The sequence below is a fragment of the Arthrobacter sp. NicSoilC5 genome (assembly GCF_019977395.1).
Taxonomy (GTDB): Bacteria; Actinomycetota; Actinomycetes; order Actinomycetales; family Micrococcaceae; genus Arthrobacter.
On record NZ_AP024660.1, the window covers coordinates 1,188,983 to 1,204,093 of the forward strand.

The following is a 15,111-nucleotide window of genomic DNA, read 5'->3' on the forward strand; positions in this document are numbered from 1 at the left end:
CGTCCGCCGCGAATCAGCGGACAACGGAGGGTGACCAGGCATGTTCGATAAACAGCGCAGGATTGGCGGCCGGGTCCACGCCGATCTGCCAGATATCGCTGTCGCCCGCCTCATCGGACCGCGGAAGTCCATAAAGCAGGGTGGCGTTGTCGAGCCACTCCACCTGGTCATCAACACTCGCTGTCTCCCGAAGAACGGTCTCCCTGCCGCTGACCAGGTCAAGGACAGCGATACTCCAATGGGGATCGAGCGGGCCGGCGGCATTCTTCTTGTAGGCCACGCGTGTTCCGTCCGGAGAGATGGAGGGGCACTCCGCTCCGTCGTAGACAGCAGTGAGGGTGCGTTCCGAAACGCTGCCCTTGACCAACCAGATCCGGCCGCTGGATGCAGCCGTGGCATAAAAGGCATCCGGTTGGCCGGGGACGAACGTCACCCCCCAGATGTTGCGGTCGTTGGCCATGACCTTTTCTCCGTTCACCACCAGGGCAAACTCCTCCAGGCTGCCCGATTCACTGCCGGCCCCGAGCGGGGTGATTGAAGTTTCGGTTGAAAAACCTGCGCCGGCGTAGGAATGGCCTGTGACGAAGACTGTGGTGGCGACCGAGTTTCCCGTGCTGTCAATCCTGGCCCGGCTGGGTATGCCGCGCAGCGCCCAACTGCGTTGTTGCTGCCAATTCCTGTCGTACAGGGAAGCCTCAAAACGGGTAACGAGGCCCCGCTGGGTGCGCAGGCAGATGACCGCGCTCCTGGTTCCATAGGTCCGGTCGCAGTCCACGCCGCTGACCGCACGGGCGCCGGCCGGATCGGACAAGGAAACCGTGGCGGCCTGACCGTAGGCCTGGCCCGAGGCCGTGTTGCGGAAGAGGACGAACGGTTCCGCGGGCAACGGAGACCCTCCCGCGGAGACGTCGGATTCGGAGGCCGCCGCCTGGCTTTCCTGGAAACGCTGGACGGCTTGGAAGGCGAAGAAACCGGCTCCCGCAAGGGCCATGGCAGCGACAAGCAGCATTACGGCCCACCGGCCTTTGTCACCGGTGGGCCTGGCACGAAGGATCATGCATGCACCTTAGCTGCTTTGGCGCGGCCAAGGAGCAGCGGCGAGGCCAGCACTGCGAGGGCCAGCAGGCAACCCACGAGGATCAGAGCTGCGGTGGGCCCCACCGCGAACCACAGGACACCGAATCCGGCCGAAGCAACCATCCTGCTCACCGCCACAACCGTCTGGGCTGCACCTATTCCTGTGGCCAGACGCTCCGGAGAAACCAGTTGGCTTGCCAATGCGGTCAGGACCCCGTCAGTCGCCGCGTAAAAGATGCCGAGGAGGACCAGGCACCCTGCAACTGCTCCTGCGCCCGTGAAAGGGAGGGCAGCCAGCAGGTAGCAGGCCAACAGGGCAAGGTGGCCGGCGACGAACACCTTGGTCCGTCCCCAGCGGTCGGCGAGCCTCCCGAGCGGGATGGCCAGCGCCAGGAAGACGGCGTTCGTGCCCACGTACAGCATGGGAAACCATTGCAGTTCGAAGGCATTGCGGTCCTGGAGTGCCAGGTAGATGAAGCCGTCACCGACCGTTAGCAGGCCAAAAAGTCCCGCGGTGATCAGGAGGCGGCCGAGTCCGCTGCGGTGCAGCGTCCTCCACCGGATGATGGGTGCAGGACCCGCCTTTCTGCTTCCGGACGCGGTGCGCAGTTTTAGGGCCGGCAGGTCCGGGACAAATAGCGCCAGTGCCGCCACACCAATCACGGCAAAGGCCAGGGAAACCACAAAGACGGTGGAATATCCGGACGGTATGAGAAGCAGGATGGCGGCGGCCAGCAGGGGACCGAGCGCCGCACCGACGGTGTCGAGCATGCGGTGGACGCCAAAATGCCGTGCAAGGTGCTCAGGCTGCGCGTTGACTGTGATCAGGGCGTCCCGCGGCGCGGTCCTGATTCCCTTGCCGATCCTGTCCGCGGTGATAGTGCCGGTGAGGCTCCAGAATCCCCCGGCAAAAAGCAATGCCAACCTCGCCGTGGCGGACAGGCCGTAACCGGCCAGTGCAACATATTTCGGCCGGCCGGCGCGGTCCGAATACCATCCGGCCGCGATCCGGACCAGCGAACCCGCGCCCTGGTTTATACCGTCCAGGACACCGAAGGCGATCACCGAGAGGCCCAGGTAGCCTGTGAGGTACAGGGGAAGAACCGCCGCCACTGACTCCGAGGAGACATCGGTAAACAGGCTGACGATACCGAGCCACACGATGGTCGAGGCGAACCTGAAGGGAACAGCAGCGCGTGCCTGTTCTGTCCCGCCTTGGCCGCCGTTACGGTCAGAGACGGAAATATACATGCTTACTTACCCGCACTGGTGTGGAATCTTCCGAGCAGGCTGAAGTGGGTGGCGCCGGTTCCCGTGCTTGTGGCGGAAACAGTTATCTGGTCCTTGCCCCGGACAAGATTTATGGCAGCCCCGCTCTGGCCGGCCTGGGCAGCTTCGCTTCGGAATCCAGTCTTGAACAGGCTCTGTTGGAAGTGCGCAAGGGCCTGGTCGATAGTCAACGGAGTGATGCCTTCCGCTGTGAACTCCATGGCCCCCTCCCCCGGACTTACGGCGGTGAAGACCGGCACGGTCTTGTCCGGAAAGGAAACAATGTTGGACGGAAAGCCACGGACTACCGAATTCCTCGCCGACGCCGCCGCCGGAAGCGGGGCCCGCACCAGCGGGGCCGGAGCGGCGGGCAGCGGAAGGGCGCGCGGCGGGGCCTGGACGGGTGGCAGAACTTCCAATGGCCGTTGCCCCTGCCCGGAACCGGATGCAGCAGGCAGGGACGCCTGCGGCTGGCTGAGCGCGGCAACTCTTCCGGTTTCCGTGGACGCCAGCATTACTGCCGACGTCTTCAGGGGTTCAGCCGTGGCCTGGTTCAGCACCAGGGCAACGCCGGCAAGCGCGACGGCTGCACCCGCCCCTGTAAGACACAAACGTTTCAGGACCGTCATGAGGGCCACCTCGTGCTGGTGAATGGAACCGCGGGCTTCATCACCCCAGTGTTCCAGCGGATTCCACATTCAGGAACCGCAGAATCCGCAGAGTCCCGCCGTTTCGTCAGGCCAAGTTACCAGCGGCCGTTGCGTGGCCGTGGCTGGCAGACCGGGCAGGTGTGGGACGAGCGGTTCATGAACTGGTCCCGCCGAATGACCGCGTTGATCCCCGCCGCGGCACACCGCTTGCACGGCTCACCCTGGCGGCCATAGGCGTTGAGGGACCGGTCAAAGTAGCCAGAGGCGCCGTTGACGTTGACGTACAGCGAGTCGAAGCTGGTTCCTCCTGCGGCGAGGGCATCGAGCATGACCTCCCGGGCGCTGTCCAGGACGCGCCGCGCCTCGCTGCGGCGAAGGGTGTCGGTGGGCCGGGCGAAATGCAGGCGGGCCCGCCACAGGGCTTCGTCGGCGTAGATGTTGCCAATGCCGGACACCAGCCCCTGGTCCAACAGAGCCCGCTTCAAGCCCGTCTTGCGCTTGCGGAGGCGTTGGTAGAAGAGGTCGAAGGAAAAGGACGGGTCCAAGGGGTCGCGCGCGATGTGGGCAGCTTCAGCGGCGATCAGCGGAAGGGGGGACTCTGCCAGGCCGCCGGGGCCGTCGTCGTCCGTGGGAATTAAAGCGGTAACGAACAGGCCGCCGAAGATCCGCTGGTCCACGAACCGCAGCTGGTCCGGCATGCCCTCCCGTGGACTCAGGCGGAGGCGGACCTTGAGGTGCTTTTCATCGGGGACGTCCGGATCCTGCATCAGGAGTTGCCCGCTCATCCCCAGATGTGCCATGAGCGCGACTTCCGGTACCGGTGCGGTCCCAGGATTTTCCAGTGCAGCGGGGCCGTCCGTCAGCGGCATCCAGAGGAACTTGCCGCGGCGCACGACGTCGGACACCGTTGCACCCTCGAGGTTGCCGGCAAAGTCCCCGGGCCCAAGGGCATGGCGCCGGACGGAGCGCGGATCCAGGACGTCGACAGCACTGATGGTCCGGCCTCGGACCCAGCTCACCAGGCCGCGGCGCACCACTTCGACCTCGGGCAGTTCAGGCATGGAACACTACGTGGCGGTCACGGAGCCCGCGGACGTGCCGGCTGCACTCCGTGTCTCGGCGCCCGAAAGTACACGCCAGGCGTCGGCCGCGGCTTCCTGCTCCGCTTCCTTCTTGGAATGCCCGGAGCCCTTGCCGTAGGCCGTTCCACCGATGTTCAGCACAGCGGTGAAGGTGCGGGCATGGTCCGGGCCGGAACCATCCACTGCGTAATGGATGCTGCCCAGCTGCCGGCTGGCCGCGAGTTCCTGGATGCTGGTCTTCCAGTCGGTGCCGGCGCCCAGGACGGCGGCATCCTTCAGTAGCGGTCCGATCAGCCGCATGACCAGCTGCCGCGCGGTCTCGATGTCGTTGGAGACGTAGGTTGCCCCGATCAGGGCCTCCATGGTGTCCGCGAGGATGGATGCCTTGTTTTTGCCGTGGGTAAGTTTCTCGCCCTGGCCCAGGTAAATGTACTCACCAATGCCCAGGCTGCGTCCGATGCCCGCAAGGGCACGGGTGCTGACGACGGCGGACCGGCGCTTGGCGAGTTCGCCTTCGGGCAGGTCCGGGTTGTCCCGGTACAGGGCATCAGTGACGGAAAAGCCCAGGATGGAGTCGCCCAGGAACTCGAGGCGCTCGTTGGTGGGGATACCGCCGTTCTCGTACGCGTACGAGCGGTGGGTAAGCGCAAGACGAAGCGTCCCGGCGTCAATAGAGACACCGAGACGCTTCAGAAGCTCTTCAGTTGAAGACATCAGTCAGCCTGTTGGGGCCGATTAGACGTCAGCGACCTTGCGGCCCTTGTACTCAAGGAACAGCGCGGTGCCAGCAGAGTCGGTAACGACCTTTGCCTGGTGCGGCAGGCTGTAGGTGACCTGGCCGTTCTCAACGGTCTTCACCAGGTGGGGGGCGGTCGCCTTCCACTGCGAGCGGCGGGCGCGGGTATTCGAGCGAGACATTTTCCGCTTGGGAACAGCCACGGCTAACTCATTTCTCTCTAGACAAACACGTACAAATCAATTTTGCCGGTCAGGCTTAGCCATATCAGCTAGGGCAGCCCAGCGAGGATCCAGGACCTCGTGGTGGTGCCCCGGCTCGTCTTCCAGGCGAACTCCACATTCGGAGCAAAGGCCCTGGCAGTCTTCCCGGCACACCGGCTGGAACGGCAGATTGGTGACAACCGCGTCCCGCAACACCGGTTCAAGATCGATTACATCGTGCTCGACTCGACGTTGCTCTTCATCTTCTTCTCCATCCGAGAGCTCAATGCCCTCGTAGAAGAAAAGTTCTTGCACATTGACCTCAAGGTCATACGCAAGGGGATCCAGGCATCGGCCGCACTCGCCGGTTACTTCGGCGATAACGGTTCCTGATACCAGAATTCCTTCGTGTACGGCCTCCAGCCTCAGGTCGAGCTCGACATCCGAGCCTTCCTGAACACCAATGAGCGCCACACCAAGATCACCCGGTGCGGGTACATGTTCCTTCAGTGTCCGCATGCTTCCCGGGCTGCGCCCGAGGTCCTTGACGTCGAACGCCAAGGGCGAACCAGCATCTCTGTTAATGAGAACTCCTGTTGAACATATGACCGACGTACCATCTTAGCCTGAAGAGCCATGGTGACTCAAACCGGCAGCGGGCAGCGCCGAAGTACCGATCCAGCCTACCGCTTTGGCTGCTGATCCGGCGAAGGCTCGCCGGAAACCATGCGCCGGTGCACCGACCGGGGCACATAGTCCGAGACGCTGCCGCCCAGGACAGCCACCTCCTTGATCAGGGTGGAGGACAGATGGACGTAGCTGGCCTCTGCCGGGAGGAAGACCGTCTCCACCCCGCTCAGCTGCCGGTTCATGGTGGCCATGGGAAGCTCGTAGTCAAAGTCCGACGACGACCGCAGTCCTTTGACAATGGCGGAGACACCACGCTGGCGGCAGTACTCCGCCAGGAGCCCCTCGCCCACCGGTTCCACCACGATTCCCTTAAGCGACGCCAGGGTCTCGCGCGCCATCTCCAGCCGCTCTTCCAGGCTGAACATGTACTTTTTCGCATAGTTGGTGGAGATGGCCACAATGACCTCATCGAAAAGACCGGCAGCCCGTGCAATGACTTCGAGATGGCCGTTGTGGATGGGGTCGAAGGATCCGGGGCACACAGCGCGTCTCATGCTCCGAACCTACCTCATGGAAAGGCCGGGATACCATGACTGGATGCATCGAGCACGGGAACTTTCCACACCCCTGGCACCTGCTCCGTGGCAGCGCACCGCGCTCGGAGCAAACCTCCTGGCCCCGGACGGCGGACTCGGAGTCACCATCTTCGAAGAGATGACCACCCTGGCCGTCCAGACGGGGGCCATCAACCTGGGACAGGGCTTCCCCGATGAGGACGGGCCGGCGGAAATCAGGGAGGCGGCGCGGGCCGCCATTGCGGCCGGTGCCAACCAGTACGCACCGGGCAAGGGCCTTCCGGAACTCCGGGAGGCGGTGGCCGCGCACCAGGAGCGCTTTTACGGGCTGGCGCCGGACCCGGCAACGGAAGTCATCATCACTACCGGGGCTACCGAGGGCATCGCCGCCTCCTTGCTGGCGTTCGCCGGGCCGGGCGATGAAGTCCTCACGTTTGAACCGTTCTACGACTCCTACGGCGCGGTGATTGGACTCTCCGGAGCCACCCACACCACTGTCCCCCTGGCGGCCCCGGACTTCATGCCGGACCTGGCGGCGCTGGAGGCAGCCTTCAACGAACGGACGCGGGTGGTGCTGCTGAACAACCCGCACAATCCCACGGGAGCCGTTTTTCCGCCGGCAATCCTGCAGCGGGTGGTGGATCTTGCGGCCAGGCACGGCAGCATGATCATCACCGACGAGGTGTACGAGCACCTCACCTTCGGCGTGAGCCATACCCCCGTGGCCACTCTTCCGGGCGCCGCTGACCGGACCATCACCATTTCCTCCGCCGGCAAGACGTTTTCCCTCACCGGCTGGAAGATCGGCTGGCTGAGCGGCCCCGGGGAACTGGTCGCGGCGGTCCGGACGGTAAAGCAGTTCCTCACCTACAGTTCCGGCACCCCCTTCCAGGCAGCGATCGCCCGGGGACTGGCCCTGCCGGATGGCTTCTACACCGGCATCGCCTCTGCTTTGGAGCAGAAGCGGGACATTCTCAGCGCGGGGCTCCGGGCTGCCGGCTTTGACGTCTTTTCTCCGCAGGGAACCTACTTCGTCAATGTGGATACAGCCCCGCTGGGCATCACGGACGCGCTGGACCTGGCCCGGCGCCTGCCGGCACTGGTGGGGGTCGCCGCCATCCCTGTTCCGGTCTTCTGCCACCCGGAAGGCGCGGAACGGACACGAAGCCTGCTCCGCTTTGCCTTCTGCAAGAGGACCGAAGTCCTGGAGGAGGCCGCCGAGCGGCTGGCAACCCTGCGCGGCAGGCTCTGATGTCCGGCCGCGGCGGCAGTGGCGCCAGCCGCTTCCTGCGGACCACCGGCCAGCACGCCACGATCGAACCCGACGCCTTTACCGATGGCGGTTACGTCCTGCGCATCGGCGGCGCCGAACAGTCACACGTCAACCTTGACCGGCCGGAAGACATCTTCTACGAGTACCTGCGCCGGATCGGGCACCTGGTGGATCTGGCGGCACCGGCCGGGGAACCGATCAGGGCGCTCCACCTGGGGGCAGGGGCTCTGACGCTGGCGCGGTACATCCAGGCGACCCGTCCGGGCTCGACCCAGTACGCGGTGGAGCTGGAACGTGAACTGCTGGACTTTGTCCTGCGGCACCTTCCGATGCCCGAGGGGACAAACCTGACCACCGTCATCGGCGATGCCCGCGAAGCACTCGGTGCGCTTGACCCGCGCCTCACGTTCGACGTCGTGATCCTCGACATCTTCTCCGGCCCGGAGGCACCGGCGCACATCGCCAACAGCGGTTTTTACCGCGAGGCCGGGGAGCGCCTGGGCCCGGAAGGGCTCCTGATCGTGAATGTGGGTGACGAGCCGGCGCTCACGCTCGTCAGGAGCCAGGTGGCGGCGATGCGCGGGGCCATGGCCGATGTGGGCGCCGTTGCCGAGGCCGGCATGTTCCAGGGCAGGTATCCGGGAAACATCATCCTTGCGGGGACCCAGGGCCCTTGGCCGGAATCGTGGACAGCTGAGCTGACATCGCGGGGCCCCCACCCCGCAAGGGTCCTGGCCGGAGTGGACCTGGACCCTTTCTCGGCCTAGGCGCCCGGGGACTCAGCCCCGTCAGCGTCAGCCAGGTCACCGTCAGCCAAGTCACCGGGGGCGATGGCGTCGGGAACAAACGGCTCCGCGAACCACAGCCTGGTCTCCCCGTATTTCTTTTCGGCGAACCTGGTCATCCCCTCGGGCCAGCCCGGTTCCGGTGACCGCGAGGAGCGTTCCACCACCACCACGGCTCCGGGGCCCAGGTGGACCGCGAGCTTCTGCAGCACCGCCGACAGCGTGCCGTCCTCCAGCGGATACGGCGGGTCCAGGAACACCAGGTCCCAGGCAGCCGTTGCCGCCGCGCGGTCAAGGAACGGCTCCACCTTGGAGCGGTGGACGGTTACGGTTTTCTGGCCCAGCACTCCATTGATGAGGTCAGCGTTGCGCTGGCACACGGCGCTGGCCTTGGCGTCCGACTCGACCAGGTCCACCGCCCGCGCTCCCCTGCTGCCGCTTTCCACGCCCAGGGCACCGGAACCGGCATAAAGATCCAGCACCCGGGCGCCGGCGATCACGTCGAAGGCATCGAGGCGGGAAAAGAGCGCTTCCTTGACCCGGTCCGTCGTAGGCCGGGTCAACGATCCTGGAACAGCTGCCAGCGGTGTGCCGCCGGCGGACCCGGAGATGATCCGCGTCACGGCGCCCACCGCGATCCGGCGGCGCCCGGTGCGCCCTCGTTGCTAACCGCGTTCAAGGAACGCCTCCTTCTCGGGGTTGAGGTACTGCTCAATGGCATCGGCGAGGCCGGGGTGGCCGGCCAGCAGCGGGTCACCGCCGACGATTGCCTGGGCGTCGTCCCTGGCCCGGGCTATTACGTCTTCGTGTTCGAGGACCCGCAGCAGCTTCAGGGTGGACCGGCCGCCGGACTGGGAAGCACCAAGGATATCGCCCTCGCGCCGCAGCTTGAGGTCTTCCTGCGACAGGACGAAACCGTCAGTGGTTGCAGCCACGGCCTCCAGCCGCCTCCGACTGGGGTGGCCGGGTTCAAGGGCGGTGACCAACAGGCAGGTTCCGGGCAGCCCGCCGCGGCCCACCCGCCCGCGAAGCTGGTGCAGCTGGGAGATCCCGAACCTGTCGGCGTCCAGGATCACCATCAGGGTGGCGTTGTGCACATCCACCCCCACCTCGATCACGGTGGTGGAGACGAGCAGTTTGATGCGGTTGGCGGTGAACCCGGCCATGGTGTCCGTTTTCACCTCGGGGTCCTGGCGCCCGTGAAGGGGCGCCAGCGGAACCCCCGCCAGTGAGGGCTCAGCCAGCAGGTGGTCCACGACGGCGGTGACGGACGCCAGTTCCCTGGCCTCCTCCGCCTCCACCCCCGGTGGTGCGGCCTCCCCGGGGCTGAAGTCGCCGTCGTCGTCCGTTCCGATCTTGGGACAGACCACGTACACCTGGTGGCCGGCGTCGATCTCCTCCCGGGCGCGCGCCCAGATCCGTCCCGCCCAGGCGGGGTTCTCGGCGAGGCCCACGAGATGGGTGGTGATGGGGGCCCTGCCCTTGGGCAGTTCATCGAGGGTGGAGGTTTCGAGGTCACCGAACACGGTCATTGCCACGGTGCGCGGAATAGGGGTGGCGGTCATGACCAGCAGATGCGGCGGCTTCCGGGCCTTGGCCCGCAGTGCATCGCGCTGTTCCACTCCGAAGCGGTGCTGCTCGTCCACCACGATCAGGCCCAGGTCGTAGAACGAGACGTTGTCGCTGAGGAGCGCGTGGGTGCCGATGATGATCCCGGCCGTCCCTGAGGCCGCATCCAGCATGGCTTGCTTCCGTGCCGCCGTGGGCATGGACCCGGTCAACAGGGTGACCTGGACGGACGGCCCGTTGCCTCCGGCCAGGCCGCCCAGGAGTCCGTCGCTGGACAGCGGACCCAGCGTGCGGCGGATGGAGTCGTAATGCTGGGCTGCGAGCACTTCGGTGGGGGCCAGGAGCGCGGCCTGGCCGCCGGCGTCCACCACCTGGAGCATGGCCCGCAACGCCACGACGGTCTTTCCGGAGCCCACTTCGCCCTGGAGCAGCCGGTTCATCGGCGTGTCCTGCGCCAGCTCCCCGGCGAGGGTCCTGCCGACGGCGGCCTGGCCGGCCGTGAGGGTAAAGGGCAGCGCCTGGTCGAAGGCAGCCAGGATGCCTTCGCCGACAGGGCGCCGGGCGGTGGCTTCCTCCGCGGCGAGCTGGGCCCGGCGCCGGGCAAGCGCTGACTGCAGCACCAGGGCTTCCTGGTAACGGAACCGGTCGCGGGCACGCTTCCAGTCGGCGGCGGTTTCAGGCACGTGGATGAGTCGGTAGGCGTCGGCCACGGGCAGGAAGTTTTCCCTGGCCGCGACCAGCGGGGGCACCGGGTCCGGCACCCCGCCCAGGTCCGAGGTCTCAAGCAGCGTGGCGATCACCTTCTGGATCTTCCAGCTGGGCAGCTTGGCCGTGGCCGGATAGACCGGGATGGGCATGGCCGCAAGTTTCTCGGGGTCCTGGCCCCCATCGCTGAAGGGATCCTCGTCCAGGAGCTGGAAGTCCGGGTTGGTGAGCCCAAGCTTCCCTTTGAAGCTGGTGACCCTGCCCGAAAACAGGGCGCGGCGTCCCTGCAGGAGTTCGTTTTTCGCCTTGAACCCGTTGAAGAAGCTGATTTTGAGGGTCCCCGGAACTTTTCCGGTGTAATCGCGGCCACCCACCAGACGAAGCCCCTGCTGCCCGTCGTCATCGGAAACGATGACGTCGGTGATGGTCCCGCGCCGTGCCTGCATATGCCGGGTGCTGCTGGACAGAACCCTGGCAATAAGGGTGACGTCCTCATCCAGCGGCAGCTCCGTGATGGGGGTCAGCTCACCGCGGCTCATGTAGCGGCGCGGGAAGTAGTTGAGGAGGCCCTGCACGGTGGTTATGCCGAGATGTTTCTCAATGACTGCCGCCGAACGCTTCCCGATCCGCCGCTCCAGGGCCAGTTCCAGCTCAGCGTTCATGCCCGCCGGTGTTCACCGCATCGGCATCAGGATCCCTGGGCAGCGCCAGTTCGCTGATGGTGATCTGGGAGGGCTCGCCCAGGGACCGGATGATTGCTGCAGCCGGAGCAGCGTCCGGCACGTGCACGTGGACCCGCCACCTGTAGTTCCCTTCGGCGTCCGGCCCGTTGCCAACCTGGCTCATGATCACGGACTCGCCAATCTCGTCCAGCCGCTGCCGGAGGGTTGCGGCGTTCAAGGGCGAAAGGCTGATGGTGCACATGACTTCCACGCCGTCGTCGTCCGGCATGGAGGTGTGGATGTGAGGATCGGAGACATCGTAGCCGTGCAGGCCGTCCAGGAGCTCGCCCTGCAGTTCCTGCCCCATGACGGCTGAGCGGAGGCAGTCGAGGATCAACAGCATCCCCACGCCACCGGCATCCACCACCCGGGCAGACTGGAGTGCATCAAGCTGCTCCTCGGTGTGGATCACGGCAGCCAGGGCTCCCTCCACGGCTGCGTCCAGCGCCAGGCCCAGGGCGTGGTTGCTGTCATCGCCGTCCTGGCCGGCGTCGACGGCCCCAGCCGCACGGGCTGCCGCCTCCATCACCGAAAGCATGGTTCCCGGAACGGGATCACTCAGCGCAGACCAGGCGCGGATCTGGGCACGGTTCAGGGCTGCCGACAGGAGGGTGGACGTCAGCCGGGTGTGCCCGGCCAGTGGCTCGGCGGCTGCGCACAGGAAGACGGAAAAGAGGGTTCCGGAATTTCCCCTGGCCTCCTCCATGGCTGCCTGCCCGGCCTTGGAAAGAACTTCCCCGACGTCCACAGGGGCCGGCTGGTCCGCGTCCAGCACCAGCGACCGGGCGGCAGCGCGGACCGTGAGGTAGAGGTTGGTGCCGGTATCGCCGTCAGCGACCGGGAAGATGTTGATGGCGTTGAGCCGGTCGCTGTGGTTTCCCAGGGCAGTTTCAGCCTTGCCCAGCCACCTCTTCATCGCCAGCGCGTTGGCGGCAACCTTAGTGTGCAAAGTGATCCCATCCCCCGGTGTCCGCGGCCCGGCCAGCTATCAGGACACCCGGGCCTTCGTCGGTGCCGAGTGCATGTACCGAGCCTATCGCAGTGAATCCGGGTGGCAGCTGAACGCCGGCCGGGAATGTGGCCAGCAGCCCGTGGTCCTCCCCGCCGCCCAGGACCCACGGTGCGGCATCTGCTCCCAGCCGCGCCGCGGCGGGGCCCAACAGGTCCGCCAACTGGGTAAGACGCGCTGGATCGAGGGCCACCGCGACATGGCTGGCCGTGGCCAGCCGCTTCCCGTCGCGCAGGAGTCCGTCCGAGATGTCCAGCATCGCCGTTGCACCTGCAGCGCGGGCTGCCGGGCCGGCTTCCAACGGCGGCCGCGGACGGCACTGCAGGTCGACAAAGGCCTGCTCTGCGGGTGTAAGGGAGTCCAGCGGCACGCCCGATTCGAGCAGGGCCAGGCCCGCCGCCGCGTGGCCGACGGTTCCGGCCAGTGCGAGGATGTCCCCGGGCCGTGCGCCGGACCTGAGGACGGGCCGCCCGCCGTCAAGGTTTCCCAGGACCGCGGCGGTCACCGAAATTTCCCGGCCCCGGCCAAGGTCGCCACCCGCCACGGAACAGTGGACTGCCCCGAGTTCCCGGATTCCGGCCCTCAGCCCGTCCGCCAGGTCCTCCACCCAGCGGACCGGCGTGTCAACGGGAAGCGTGAGGCTGACCACGATGGACGTGGCATGCGCGCCCATGGCGTTGATGTCGCTAAGGTTCTGCGCCGCGGCCTTCCAGCCGACGTCGAAACCGGTGGTGCGGTAGCCGTTGGGCCACAGGAGCCGGAAATCCTGGTCCTGGACCTGGGTGTCGATGCTGATGACGGTCTTCCCGTCCGGAGCCGCGACGATGGCGGCATCATCCCCCGGGCCGAGGAGCAAGTTGGAGTTGTGGCCGCCCTCCATGCGCAGGCGCGGAAAGATCCGGGCCAGCAGGTCGGCTTCGGAAAGGCCTGCCACGGTGGGCTGGCGGTCAACGCGGTTACGGAGGTCTTCAGGCACGCCACTACGCTACCGCGCCGGGCCGACATTGTGTCCGGACGGGGACTGCGGCGGCGATAGGCTGGAAGCATGCACCATCCCCAGCTGCCCCTGTCCGCCCGCGCCGCCAGGACCGCGGCGGTTGGGGCCATTGCCGCCCTTTCACTGACTGCCTGCTCCCCCACCGTTGATGTCACCGCCGCCAAGGACGCCGCCAACCCGGCGTGTGCGCCCATGATGGTGGCCCTGCCGGATGCCATCGGCGATTCCAAACTGCGGAAGACCAACAGCCAGGCCACCGCGGCCTGGGGCGATCCGTCCCTTGTCATTCTCCGTTGCGGCGTGAACGTTCCGGGGCCGACGACCGACCGCTGCGTCACCGTCAACGGCATTGACTGGGTGATCAAGGAAGGCGACCCGGTGTGGACGCTGACCACCTACGGCAGGGAACCCGCCACGGAGGTCCTGATGGACCCTGACAAGATCAGCTCCGCGACAGTGCTGGCGGACTTGGCAGCAGCGGCCGGCAAGGTTCCGTCGTCCCGGAACTGCGTAGGCCAGGAGGATCTGCAGAACCTGCCCAAGAGCCAGTAACCTGCCGGTGGGCCCACGCCGGCAGAGTTCCCTGGCCGAAGCGGAGCGAGGTTAGGGTGCCGGTGTGTGGGCCCACGCCGGCAGGGTTCCCTGGCCGAAGCGGAGCGAGGTTAGGGTGCCGGTGGGGATCAGCGGAGTCCGGTGTTGCGGTTCAGTGCCAGGTAGATCAGTTCGTCGATGAGGTCGGCGTAGCCCAATCCTGTTGCCGCCCACATCTGGGGGTACATGCTCTTGGGCGTGAAGCCGGGCATGGTGTTGATCTCATTGATGATCAATTCGCCCTCGGGAGTGTAGAAGAAGTCCACCCTGCTGAGCCCCTCGGCCCCAACTGCGTCAAAGGCGGCGGCAGCCAGCTCACGGACCCGGGAAATAGCGTCCGCAGGCATGTCGGCCGGGCAGCTGAGGGCTGCGGCGTCATCCTCGACGTACTTGGCGTTGAAGTCGTAGAACTCGTGGGTGCCCCCGGCGACGGAGATTTCGCCGGGCATCGACGTCCGAGGCGCGTCCGTGCCCCGGCCCTCCAGGACCGCGCATTCGATTTCGCGTCCAACAATGCCGGCTTCGATCACAAGCTTGAGGTCGTGGCGGCGGGCTTCCTCGATGGCGGCGTCCAGCCCCTCGAGGGAGTCGACTTTCGAAATGCCCATCGAGGACCCCGCACGGGCCGGCTTGACGAAGACGGGGAACCCGAGGCGGTCCACCTGCTTACGCACGGCTTCGGGGTCCTTGCGCCACTGCCGGTCGGTCACCACCACATACGGGCCCACGTGCAGCCCGGCAGCTTCGAAGACCACCTTCATGTAGTGCTTGTCCATGCCGACGGCCGATGCCAGGACCCCGGCGCCGACGTAGCGCGTATCCGAGAGCTCGAGGAGACCCTGGATGGTGCCGTCCTCGCCGAACGGGCCGTGCAGCAGCGGGAAGACCACGTCGACGGCGCCCAGTTCCTGCGGAACCTGGTTGGGCGCGGCCACGATCAGCTGGTGTTCCCCGCCGATCTCGGCCAGGGTGACGGTTTCCGACGACGGCACAACTTCCGGGAGCGATGATGCCGCCAGGGACCATTGGGCCGTCTCGGCGGGGGCGAGAACCCACTGCCCGGTCTTGGCGATCCCGATGGGGATGACCTCGTACTTGTCCTTATTGATGGCACCCAGCACACCTGCCGCCGTGACGCAGCTCACGGCGTGCTCGCTGGAACGGCCGCCAAAAAGCACGGCAACGCGCGGCTTCTTGGTGGGGGCCGTTTGGCCTGTGGTGGGTTTGTCTTGGGACAT

16 protein-coding genes are annotated in these 15,111 nt (G+C 66.3%); 3 read left to right on the top strand and 13 right to left on the bottom strand.

The genetic code is table 11. The features are described from left to right. Positions 1–13: 13 nt before the first annotated feature. The 8 genes from LDO22_RS05580 to coaD all read right to left on the bottom strand — a co-directional run bounded on the left by LDO22_RS05580 (position 14) and on the right by coaD (position 6,201). Positions 14–1,057 carry a hypothetical protein gene (locus LDO22_RS05580; protein WP_224026406.1) on the bottom strand — a complete coding sequence of 348 codons (1,044 nt, stop codon included), beginning with the start codon at positions 1,055–1,057 and terminating at the stop codon, positions 14–16. Continuing rightward, positions 1,054–2,328, bottom strand: coding sequence for an MFS transporter (locus tag LDO22_RS05585; RefSeq protein ID WP_224026407.1), 1,275 nt, complete (start codon positions 2,326–2,328; stop codon positions 1,054–1,056). Before LDO22_RS05585 ends, LDO22_RS05580 begins: the two co-directional genes overlap by 4 nt. Before the next feature lie 2 nt (positions 2,329–2,330). Further along, the gene (locus tag LDO22_RS05590; protein WP_224026408.1) at positions 2,331–2,975 is read right to left on the bottom strand and encodes a hypothetical protein; all 645 of its coding nucleotides are present in this window, start codon (positions 2,973–2,975) and stop codon (positions 2,331–2,333) included. 116 nt (positions 2,976–3,091) lie between these two features. Then, entirely contained in the window at positions 3,092–4,057 is a 966-nt protein-coding gene (gene mutM / locus LDO22_RS05595) for a bifunctional DNA-formamidopyrimidine glycosylase/DNA-(apurinic or apyrimidinic site) lyase (RefSeq protein ID WP_224026409.1), read from the bottom strand. A 6-nt stretch (positions 4,058–4,063) separates the two neighbouring features. Next, positions 4,064–4,792: a ribonuclease III gene (gene rnc, locus LDO22_RS05600; protein ID WP_224026410.1), complete on the bottom strand. Its 729-nt coding sequence runs from the start codon at positions 4,790–4,792 to the stop codon at positions 4,064–4,066. 21 nt (positions 4,793–4,813) lie between these two features. Next, a complete protein-coding gene (rpmF, locus tag LDO22_RS05605) occupies positions 4,814–5,017 on the bottom strand; it encodes a 50S ribosomal protein L32 (protein WP_009356569.1) in 204 nt (67 codons plus the stop codon). A gap of 36 nt (positions 5,018–5,053) precedes the next feature. Then, a complete protein-coding gene (locus tag LDO22_RS05610; protein ID WP_159631723.1) occupies positions 5,054–5,578 on the bottom strand; it encodes a YceD family protein in 525 nt (174 codons plus the stop codon). 122 nt (positions 5,579–5,700) lie between these two features. Continuing rightward, a complete protein-coding gene (gene coaD / locus LDO22_RS05615; protein WP_159631722.1) occupies positions 5,701–6,201 on the bottom strand; it encodes a pantetheine-phosphate adenylyltransferase in 501 nt (166 codons plus the stop codon). Between the two features lie 43 nt (positions 6,202–6,244). Between coaD and LDO22_RS05620 the strand changes: the two genes are divergently transcribed. Both LDO22_RS05620 and LDO22_RS05625 read left to right on the top strand, forming a co-directional pair. Next, on the top strand, positions 6,245–7,474 hold the full coding sequence (locus LDO22_RS05620; RefSeq protein ID WP_224026411.1) for an aminotransferase class I/II-fold pyridoxal phosphate-dependent enzyme: 1,230 nt from the start codon (positions 6,245–6,247) through the stop codon (positions 7,472–7,474). Continuing rightward, a complete protein-coding gene (locus LDO22_RS05625) occupies positions 7,474–8,262 on the top strand; it encodes a fused MFS/spermidine synthase (protein WP_201302409.1) in 789 nt (262 codons plus the stop codon). Before LDO22_RS05620 ends, LDO22_RS05625 begins: the two co-directional genes overlap by 1 nt. On the opposite strand, the gene rsmD is transcribed toward LDO22_RS05625, so the two are convergent. Genes rsmD through thiL form a run of 4 tightly spaced genes read right to left on the bottom strand, consistent with a single transcriptional unit; the run spans position 8,259 to position 13,261 of the window. Then, entirely contained in the window at positions 8,259–8,903 is a 645-nt protein-coding gene (gene rsmD, locus LDO22_RS05630) for a 16S rRNA (guanine(966)-N(2))-methyltransferase RsmD (protein ID WP_224026412.1), read from the bottom strand. The two genes, LDO22_RS05625 and rsmD, sit on opposite strands and share 4 nt — an antisense overlap. Before the next feature lie 42 nt (positions 8,904–8,945). After that, the gene (locus LDO22_RS05635) at positions 8,946–11,216 is read right to left on the bottom strand and encodes an ATP-dependent DNA helicase RecG (protein WP_224026413.1); all 2,271 of its coding nucleotides are present in this window, start codon (positions 11,214–11,216) and stop codon (positions 8,946–8,948) included. Continuing rightward, positions 11,206–12,192 carry a DAK2 domain-containing protein gene (locus tag LDO22_RS05640; RefSeq protein WP_159635397.1) on the bottom strand — a complete coding sequence of 329 codons (987 nt, stop codon included), beginning with the start codon at positions 12,190–12,192 and terminating at the stop codon, positions 11,206–11,208. Before LDO22_RS05640 ends, LDO22_RS05635 begins: the two co-directional genes overlap by 11 nt. A gap of 22 nt (positions 12,193–12,214) precedes the next feature. After that, complete coding sequence (gene thiL / locus LDO22_RS05645) at positions 12,215–13,261, bottom strand: thiamine-phosphate kinase (RefSeq protein ID WP_224026414.1); 1,047 nt, start codon at positions 13,259–13,261, stop codon at positions 12,215–12,217. 69 nt (positions 13,262–13,330) lie between these two features. Here thiL and LDO22_RS05650 point away from each other — a divergent pair, with 69 nt between their 5' ends. Next, positions 13,331–13,834 carry a DUF3515 domain-containing protein gene (locus LDO22_RS05650; RefSeq protein WP_224026415.1) on the top strand — a complete coding sequence of 168 codons (504 nt, stop codon included), beginning with the start codon at positions 13,331–13,333 and terminating at the stop codon, positions 13,832–13,834. 128 nt (positions 13,835–13,962) lie between these two features. Here the strand turns inward: LDO22_RS05650 and LDO22_RS05655 are convergent, their stop codons facing one another. Next, positions 13,963–15,111, bottom strand: a complete 1,149-nt coding sequence (locus tag LDO22_RS05655) for a D-alanine--D-alanine ligase family protein (RefSeq protein WP_224026416.1) — start codon at positions 15,109–15,111, stop codon at positions 13,963–13,965.

Excerpts from the sequence above, each read along its gene's own strand:
- LDO22_RS05640 (WP_159635397.1), bottom strand. The coding sequence starts at position 12,192 with ATGAAGAGGTGGCTGGGCAAGGCTGAAACTGCCCTGGGAAACCACAGC.
- LDO22_RS05585 (WP_224026407.1), bottom strand. The coding sequence starts at position 2,328 with ATGTATATTTCCGTCTCTGACCGTAACGGCGGCCAAGGCGGGACAGAA.
- LDO22_RS05655 (WP_224026416.1), bottom strand. The coding sequence starts at position 15,111 with ATGTCCCAAGACAAACCCACCACAGGCCAAACGGCCCCCACCAAGAAG.
- LDO22_RS05620 (WP_224026411.1), top strand. The coding sequence starts at position 6,245 with ATGCATCGAGCACGGGAACTTTCCACACCCCTGGCACCTGCTCCGTGG.
- LDO22_RS05635 (WP_224026413.1), bottom strand. The coding sequence starts at position 11,216 with ATGAACGCTGAGCTGGAACTGGCCCTGGAGCGGCGGATCGGGAAGCGT.
- LDO22_RS05625 (WP_201302409.1), top strand. The coding sequence starts at position 7,474 with ATGTCCGGCCGCGGCGGCAGTGGCGCCAGCCGCTTCCTGCGGACCACC.
- mutM (WP_224026409.1), bottom strand. The coding sequence starts at position 4,057 with ATGCCTGAACTGCCCGAGGTCGAAGTGGTGCGCCGCGGCCTGGTGAGC.
- rnc (WP_224026410.1), bottom strand. The coding sequence starts at position 4,792 with ATGTCTTCAACTGAAGAGCTTCTGAAGCGTCTCGGTGTCTCTATTGAC.
- LDO22_RS05580 (WP_224026406.1), bottom strand. The coding sequence starts at position 1,057 with ATGATCCTTCGTGCCAGGCCCACCGGTGACAAAGGCCGGTGGGCCGTA.
- LDO22_RS05590 (WP_224026408.1), bottom strand. The coding sequence starts at position 2,975 with ATGACGGTCCTGAAACGTTTGTGTCTTACAGGGGCGGGTGCAGCCGTC.
- LDO22_RS05650 (WP_224026415.1), top strand. The coding sequence starts at position 13,331 with ATGCACCATCCCCAGCTGCCCCTGTCCGCCCGCGCCGCCAGGACCGCG.
- coaD (WP_159631722.1), bottom strand. The coding sequence starts at position 6,201 with ATGAGACGCGCTGTGTGCCCCGGATCCTTCGACCCCATCCACAACGGC.